The sequence below is a fragment of the Parabacteroides sp. TM07-1AC genome (assembly GCF_003480915.1).
In the GTDB taxonomy this organism is placed as follows: domain Bacteria; phylum Bacteroidota; class Bacteroidia; order Bacteroidales; family Tannerellaceae; genus Parabacteroides; species Parabacteroides chongii.
The window spans coordinates 80,569-88,883 of the sequence record NZ_QUKD01000011.1 but is presented as its reverse complement, the minus strand read 5'-3'; the positions used below and the strand labels follow the sequence as shown (position 1 = coordinate 88,883).

The following is an 8,315-nucleotide window of genomic DNA, read 5'->3' as shown; positions in this document are numbered from 1 at the left end:
GTTTCGGGAAACTCCAACCACCGGAACTCGGTGATAATAACAGTTTCCATTTGCCTTTGCGAATCGTAAAATCACCGTTTATCGAATGATGGACAGTGGCTTCACGAATAACTGTCCCTTCTTTCTCTTCAATAAGCAAAGGTAAAATATTATAACTATCTTCTCCTTCCGAATCTTTCAGTTGATAATCGGCAACTGAAGCAAAAGTAGCGAAGAAATCAGTCAGACAAATCGTCTGATTTATTACATGATGCTTTACCTTTGCCGGCCATCTAACAACACAAGGGATACGATGTCCACCATCAAACAAGTCTGCCTTATGTCCTCGATAAATATAACTTGGATAATGCCCCTTCGCCTGAAGTTCGTCAAATTTAGCTTCCGGGCTACAGCCATTATCCGTACTGAATACCAAAATCGTATTTTCTGAAATACCCGCATCCTTCAACGCTTTCATTACTTTTCCTACCATATCATCTACCATCAGAACAAAATCACCATATGGATTCAAGCCCGATTTACCTTGATATTCTTTGATAGGAAGAATCGGCGTATGTGGTGCAGGTAATGGTAAATACAAAAAGAAAGGCCGGTCACTCTTAGCCTTTTTATGGATATAACGGACCGCCCTGTTTACAAAGTTAGGCATCGTCTGTTCATGATCGAAATCAGAGGCTGTCGGACCTTTTCGCCAAAATTTCATTCCTGTATTTTCAGTTACTCTATCAGGTAAAGCTGTAGGCATATTATTCTCTACATAAACATACGGAGCCATATCCAATGAACCGGAAATTCCATAAAAATAATCAAAACCTAGTGTCGTAGGGCCATTTGTTATCGGCTTACTGAAATCAATACTATCCACTCCGGCATCAATATTATCCCAATTCCACCCCAAATGCCATTTACCGATACAAGCCGTTTCATATCCCTGATCTTTCAAAACAGAAGCTACAGTCCGACGTCCTTGTGGAATTAACGCTTTACTATACCCTCCTAATACCCCGGACTTTTCCGTTGAACGCCAATTATAGCGTCCGGTCAAAAGACTATAACGAGAAGGGGTACTAACCGATGAACTTGAATGTGCATCTATAAAGACAACTCCTTCATTTGCAATCTTATCTATATTATTTGTCTGTATCCGAGAGTTTTCATTCAATGCCGAAACATCCCCGTATCCCATATCATCTGCAAAGATGAAAATAATATTAGGCTTATCTGTAGCCTGTTCTGCCAGGGTTGTACAGCCTAGGGTAGCCAGCCCCCCAAAAGAGAGGAGCAGGCTACTGGCTTTTATCTGTTTAATCATATCTAATTATATTTATTAATATCCTGGATTTTGCTTGATTTCAGCAAAGATATTCCGTTCAATTTCAGAGAAAGGTATAGGCCATAGATTATGATAATCAGAAATGGAGGGACCACTCTTTGGATTATATTTCCTATTCCTGTCCACTAATTTACCCATACGACATAAAGTAACCATACGCATTTCTTCCACGTACAATTCTCTCATACGTTCATCCAACAAATAATCAATATCCATTTCAGAAGCTTTTGCCGGTTCTGCTTTTGCTCTGGCACGTACTACATTAACATCAGCGGCAGCTTTTTCTTTATCACCTTTTCCAATATATGCTTCAGCACGTAATAGATATGTTTCTGCCAAACGATACATATATTCATCTTTATAAGAACTATTCGCATTATTTATCAACAAATGTTCTCCAAACTCGGTTACAATCGGTTCTCCATTTGAATCCTTCTGATATAAATCTTCCGGGAAATTATTCATTCTAGAGACTTTGGTCAAGAATGGGAACCACTGACGAATCGAATCAACCTGAGTCGAATAGCCATCTTTCACTAACCATTTACCGAATGCAGGAGATGCCGGATTATCTATCCTTACATCGCGCATTATATTATAAGAGGAATTACGCATATCATTCTCCGAACCATTTTTCCATAGATCATTGAAGAAATACTTCGTCGGTTGCATCCAACCAACTCCACGACCACCTTTACCGTCTGTCACCCCTAAAAAGGCATTCGTTTTTATTTCATTTCCAGAAGCATCTTTCTCTGAAATCTGTATATTCTGGTAAAATGGTAAAACAACCCATGGCATATTATATTCAGTGGAAGAAGCGGGGTTCTGATAATCGTACTGAAGAACCCACAAACTTTCTGTATTTCCGCTACTACGATTCTGATTATTCAACCGAAACAAGTCCCAATAAACGTCCCCTTCTTCATCTTTACGCGATCCGAAACGGGAAGTCATCAACGCCATAGCCGGATAATCGATTACACGAGTCGCCGCACTGATAGCCTGATCGTATTGTTCCAGACTGATATAAATCTCAGATAACAAATGTTCAACCATTTGCTTACTTATTTTCCCGTCTTTTACTTTATCGATATCATCTAATAACGTCTCCGCCTCTTCCAGATCTTTTCTGATCTGATCATAGACTTCTTCACGAGTGGCCCTGACATAATCACGGCGAGGTGTCTCAACCTCTTCCAAAGCCAACGGTACGCCCCCATAAAGATTAGCCAGAATTTTATAAGCATAAGACCTAAAAAATAGAGCTTCTCCACGGAATGTGTCCTTATCACTATCCGTAATCGCTTCCGTTAATGTCAATCGGTTCAGTATTACATTTGCATTCGATATAATCGTATAACAAGTTTTCCAGATTTCCAAAGGAACCGAATAAGTAGGAACCATCACATTCGTATAATCATTCAACTTAGCCGCTTTATAATAATCGGTAGCATTAAATGCGAAATCGGTAGCATAACGCAAAGCAAACCGGGCTTCCGTATTAGTTCCCCATTGTAAATGCCTAACCCTGTTATACAAATAATTAACGGATGACTGAAAATGGGCAGACGTCTCCATCGAGTTTTCCGGAGAATAAAAATCCAAAGGTTTTTCTTCCAGGAACTTACTTTCATCACACGACGCAAAAAGTGTACACGCTGCCAGAAATACAATACTATATTTTAATGATTTCATATTCATACTATTAAAATTCAAGATTAAGACCAACAGAATAACTTCTCATCACAGGATATTTGGAAGAATCCAAACCGGCACCGGTTTCCGGATCCCAGCCATCCCAATCTGTCAATGTCAGTAGATTCTTTCCCGATACATATACTTTCAAACGGTTTATGTTGAATTTATTCAACCAGGCAGACGGCACATTGTAAGAAACCGTAACATCCTGCAAACGGACAAAATTACGCTGTACATACGGAGAGAATGCATATCCTCCCAAAGCCTGCGAGAAATAACCTAACTGACGATAACGTGCATTCGGATTTTCCGGAGTCCAGTAATCGAAGTTGAATAGGTTTACCTGATAAATATTATCCGGATTAGGAACATCCTTAGCCGGCTGACCATAATAATATTTCTTACCACCCTGAACCGAATTGATAAAAAACTTCAGCTCCCAGTTTTTATATCTGAATGTATTCTGAATACTGAAGCGATAAGCCGGATCTTCATAACCAATGATCTTACGATCTGCATCCGCTGTATACTTTCCGTCGTTATTTACATCTTCCACTTTATACGTACCGTATTCGAAACCATCCGGAATCAAACCATTTTGTTTATCTGCTAATTGCCACATACCTATGATGTTATAATCATATTTTACTCCATAAGGCTTCCCCATGAATATTTTATTGGCGATCAGGTCATCTTCTTTTCCATCACCATCTGCATCAAGCCCCAGGATACTTACTACTTTATTTCTGTTACGTGAAAAATTAAAAGTCACATCCCAACTAAAATCTTTGGTTTGTACGGGCACACCTGTTACTGAAAATTCAACACCGTGATTTTTCAATTTACCGATATTGGTTGGGATAGTCGACAATCCATTCATATCGGGGATATTAATATTAAACAACAGATTATTCGTTTGCGACACATAATAATCAACATTACCGAAAATACGTCCGTTCAACATACTGAAATCCACTCCGGTATTAAATGTATTAGTTGTTTCCCACTTCAGATCGGCATTAGCTAATGACGTAATCCACTGCATCTGTTCCGCACTGGCACCATCACCAAACAAATAACCGGCATCATAAGAAGTATCACCAATTTTAATAGATCCTGCTCCTGAACCCAGCTGAGCCAATGTCTGATAGCGTCCAACAGTCCTGTTTCCGTTTGAACCATAAGACAAACGCAATTTCAGATTCTCCATCCAATTGACTTTCTCTTTGAAAAAATCTTCTTCGCTGATTCTCCAGGCAAAAGCACCTGAAGGGAATACTCCGAATTTATGATCTTTACCAAAGCCGGAAAAGCCGTCCCGACGCACTGTTCCCGTAAAGATATACCGATCGTTAAATGAATAAATAGCACGCAACATAGTATATAGGCTGGATTCCTGCCAAGCCCCTGACTCTGCCGTTTGTAAATCGGCTTGTCCAGCTTCGAGCTTGTCAAACCCTAAAATACCATTCTGGAAATTGGCTGCACCAGCTTTCGTATCTTCATATTGTCGCTTTTCAACACCATATACGAAAGTCGCATTGATAGAATGTTTCCCAAATGTACGTTTGTAAGAGACAATATTATCGACTGTCCAGTTGTATTGACTGGAATTCATCTTTGAAGCTTTCCCTGTAAAGTTTTGTCCCAGTGCATTATAATTATACTCTTTCCCTTCAATCAAATTCTGTGAGAAATTCATACGGTAGTTTAAACCTTTGATAAAAGGAATATCAACATCCGCATAAAAATTAGCGAATAAGTTATAACGCTTGTTTACATCATCCTGCTCTATCTGAAGCAACGGATTGGTCGTATTTTTATACGGTTCTTTAATATATTCCCCGCTTTCATCCGTCACTGCAACAATCGGAGGCAAATTGACAACTGTTGATAATGTCGGAGCCACTCCCGAATAATCACTGACTGTAAAAAAAGACTGTACCCCCACCTTCAACCAATTAGTGATTTTGGTATCCATATTAACCCTGACGTTATAACGTTTATAAGTATCATTGATAATAAGGTTCTGCTGATCCGTATATCCCATAGAGAAATAATAGCTGCTCAGTTCATTTTTTCCTCTCACGCTTAAATTATGATTTTGGATATACGGCATATCATTCGTCAGCAAGTCCCACCAGTCTGTTTCTGTTCCGGCATTATAACCAGCCAATGTATTTCCATCCATCAAATGTTTCGTTACATCCCAGTTCGGATTCATTGTCAGCATATCGTTACCGGTTCTGCTCTCTTCCAGAAAACGATCGCTAATCTTACGAAGGAAACCGTCTCTCCCTTCAGGAAACATATCCTTATTAGTCGGTTGCTGGTAAGAAAAAGAGCCGCTATATTCGATAGTCGGTTTACTCATCACCTTACCAGTCTTCGACGTAATAAGGATAACACCATTACTGGCTTCGGAACCGTAAATAGCCGCGGCACTGGCATCTTTCAATACATCTACTGATTCCACATCATTCATATTGATATCGACCATATTTCCACGGAATATAATACCATCCAGAACAATCAGCGGTGAATTTCCTCCGCTGATGGATGTACGTCCACGGATTGACATATCCGGTCCCTTACCAGCCTCTGTGACCGCACCCACATTCAGCCCCGGAACAGTTCCCTGTAAGGCGGAACCCAAACTGATACTGGGAGATTCCTGTAAAGTACCCAGATCCGCACGAACAACAGAGCCGGCTAAATCACTTTTCTTAGCAGTACCATAACCAACCACAACAACTTCATCCAATGCTTGCATATCTTCCTGAAGTTTTATGTTTACGACATTTTTTCCTTGTACTGCCACACTTTGGCTCAAATAACCTATAAAAGAAAATTGAATGGTTGCATTGTCATCAACCTCCAATGAATAATTTCCGTCTATATCGGTAATAATACCATTATTTGTCCCAACTTCCACAACATTTACACCGATAATAGGATCGCCTTTTACATCAGTAACAGTCCCCTCTACTTTTTTCTTTCCCTGTTCCGCTTCAGCTTGCTTTTTCGATAGAGTAATGTAATTACTTGCAAATACAAAATTAATATTTGCATTTTTGCACATTTCTTCTAAAAGATCAGCAACTTTGGCTGATGTCTTTTTAAAAGAAATCAACTTATCCACATCCACATCCTGATTCCGGAATACGACCAAATAGTCAGTCTGCGACTCGATCTCTTTTATCAACTGTTTAACAGAAATATTATTCTGTTTGATTTTAACAATTGTATTTTGTGCATCCATATCAGTTGCCATTAACTGACATACACAGACAAATAAAAGTAACAGTGATATTCTCATAATCCTAAAAAAATCTTTAATGCTGTTATTAAGCACAGCAAAGTGCTGTAACAAAGTTTTTCTTTTCATACATTTGTTCAATGTTAAAAGTGAATACTAAAATTTTACGACTTGTGTTTGCTTTACATCGGCGGCAGTTGTTGGTAGCTTCTGCCGCTTTTGTTTTTTACGATTGTTATTTCTTCATACGCATTCTGTTTTTAGTTTAACATGTTATTTACTCAAGGTCACAATATTTTTATCTTTATCTTTTTCTACTTTGAATTTTCGTATCTGCTGTAACACCCGGAATACATCATCAAGACTGTCACGCTGCCTGAATTTACCGGTATAAGTATCATTGAATAAAGAAGTATCCTTAACCATGATCTTTACATCATAATACAATTCCATTTTCTTTAGTATATTTATCAAAGGTTCATTCTCAAAAGCATAAATACCTTCACGCCATAAAAAATGATCATTCAAAGAAATCGGTTCTACAACCATTTTTCCTCCGGTGACTGTCACCTGCTGATCGGGCTTCAAAGTGATTCCCTCACTTTCTTTATCCTGAAAAAAGACACGAACGGAACCTTCCAGCAAGCTAGTCTGAATATAGCCGGCTTCTGGATAACAGTACACATTAAACTGTGTCCCCAAAACCTTCATATCCACATCTTGTGATGAAACGATAAATGGTTTTTCATAGTCCTTAGCCACATTAAAAAAAGCTTCCCCCTCCACTACTACCTTTCTTTCTTTACCTGTAAACTGTGAAGGATATATCAATTTGGATTTTGCATTCAACCAGACCTCCGTCCCATCCTGCAGAACCAATTGTGCCCGCTGCCCGGCAGGTGTATACAAAGTATTCATTGAATCGGGAGATAATTCCTGCTGCATCTTAATTTGCATATATTGGTATGTCAACAGACTCGAAGAAACCACCAACATAATAATAAGAGCAGCATAGTTACCCCAACGCAACCATCTTTTTTGCGAAACGCCATGCTGCTTACGCGAAATAAACTGATTATACTTTTGCTTACCGATTACCTTGTTTTCCAACTGATGTCCCAGATTCATCAATGCATGCATATTCTGTAACTCTGCAAAATCCTTTCGCAAAGCTTCATCAACCTCTACATCCCGCAACAAGGATAAACGTTCCTCCCGGGAAAGTTCCTCATAAAAATATTTATATATTCGTTCGTCCATATTTTCCGTATTGTATTTAATAAACGGATGAAGGAGAGAAAACCCCCAAAAGGGTATTTATTTTTTTAATTATTCAAAAAGAACAAAAGAAGAGGCAAATAATCTTTTAATTCAGCTTTTATCTTTTTATAAGCTATATTCATTTGGTTTTCAACAGTTTTAAGCGACAGATTCAATTCTGCAGCAATCTCTTTCTGTTTTTTCCCTTCCACTCTGCTTTTTATAAATATCTCACGACATTTATCCGGCAGTGAATCAATTATTTCAGTAACAATTCGCTCTATTTCCTGCTCCGAAAAAAGAGACTGATCAAACAATTCCAAAGAAGCAAGCTTAACCCGTAAAGTCATCAAGTATTCTTCCTGTATTTTATCAACAGCTTCCTGAACAACTGTACGGTGCCGCAAATGATCTATACATCTGTTTTTTATAGAGGTAAAAAGGAATGCGACTAAATTAATATTATAAGTAAGTAATTCTTTTCTTTCCCATAGTTCGGTAAAAACATCCTGTACAATATTCTCTGCATCCTCTTCAGATAATACATATTCTAAAGCAAAATACTTCATCCTGGAGAAATATGAAACATATATTTCCTCAAAACTATAAGGTACTATCCGTTTTTCTGTTAACATCTTCCTTTTCCAATAAATAAAAAAGTCCTGGAAACAAAAGTAAACGTTTTCCAGGACTTTTCAAGAGTTCGAATGGTTTTTATTCCTCCATCCAACTCAACTGCTTCCAGACTTCCGGTCCGTCGTT

Annotated in this window: 5 protein-coding genes; all 5 read right to left on the bottom strand. The window is 38.4% G+C overall.

Going from position 1 to position 8,315, the window contains the following annotated elements; genetic code table 11:
- A partial coding sequence (locus DXD68_RS19525; protein WP_233577244.1) for a sulfatase family protein occupies window positions 1-1,312 on the bottom strand: 1,312 nt, incomplete at its 3' end.
- Between the two features lie 15 nt (window positions 1,313-1,327).
- Window positions 1,328-3,031, bottom strand: a complete 1,704-nt coding sequence (locus tag DXD68_RS19520) for a RagB/SusD family nutrient uptake outer membrane protein (RefSeq protein ID WP_122363272.1) — start codon at window positions 3,029-3,031, stop codon at window positions 1,328-1,330.
- Window positions 3,032-3,041: 10 nt separating this feature from the next.
- On the bottom strand, window positions 3,042-6,296 hold the full coding sequence (locus DXD68_RS19515) for a SusC/RagA family TonB-linked outer membrane protein (RefSeq protein WP_233577243.1): 3,255 nt from the start codon (window positions 6,294-6,296) through the stop codon (window positions 3,042-3,044).
- Between the two features lie 270 nt (window positions 6,297-6,566).
- The gene (locus tag DXD68_RS19510; protein WP_122363168.1) at window positions 6,567-7,553 is read right to left on the bottom strand and encodes a FecR family protein; all 987 of its coding nucleotides are present in this window, start codon (window positions 7,551-7,553) and stop codon (window positions 6,567-6,569) included.
- 65 nt (window positions 7,554-7,618) lie between these two features.
- Window positions 7,619-8,188, bottom strand: a complete 570-nt coding sequence (locus DXD68_RS19505) for an RNA polymerase sigma-70 factor (RefSeq protein WP_122363167.1) — start codon at window positions 8,186-8,188, stop codon at window positions 7,619-7,621.
- Window positions 8,189-8,315: the final 127 nt, after the last annotated feature.

Bases quoted from the DNA above. Each gene is read 5' to 3' on its own strand.
- DXD68_RS19520 (WP_122363272.1), bottom strand. From the start codon at position 3,031: ATGAAATCATTAAAATATAGTATTGTATTTCTGGCAGCGTGTACACTT.
- DXD68_RS19505 (WP_122363167.1), bottom strand. From the start codon at position 8,188: ATGTTAACAGAAAAACGGATAGTACCTTATAGTTTTGAGGAAATATAT.
- DXD68_RS19515 (WP_233577243.1), bottom strand. From the start codon at position 6,296: ATGGATGCACAAAATACAATTGTTAAAATCAAACAGAATAATATTTCT.
- DXD68_RS19510 (WP_122363168.1), bottom strand. From the start codon at position 7,553: ATGGACGAACGAATATATAAATATTTTTATGAGGAACTTTCCCGGGAG.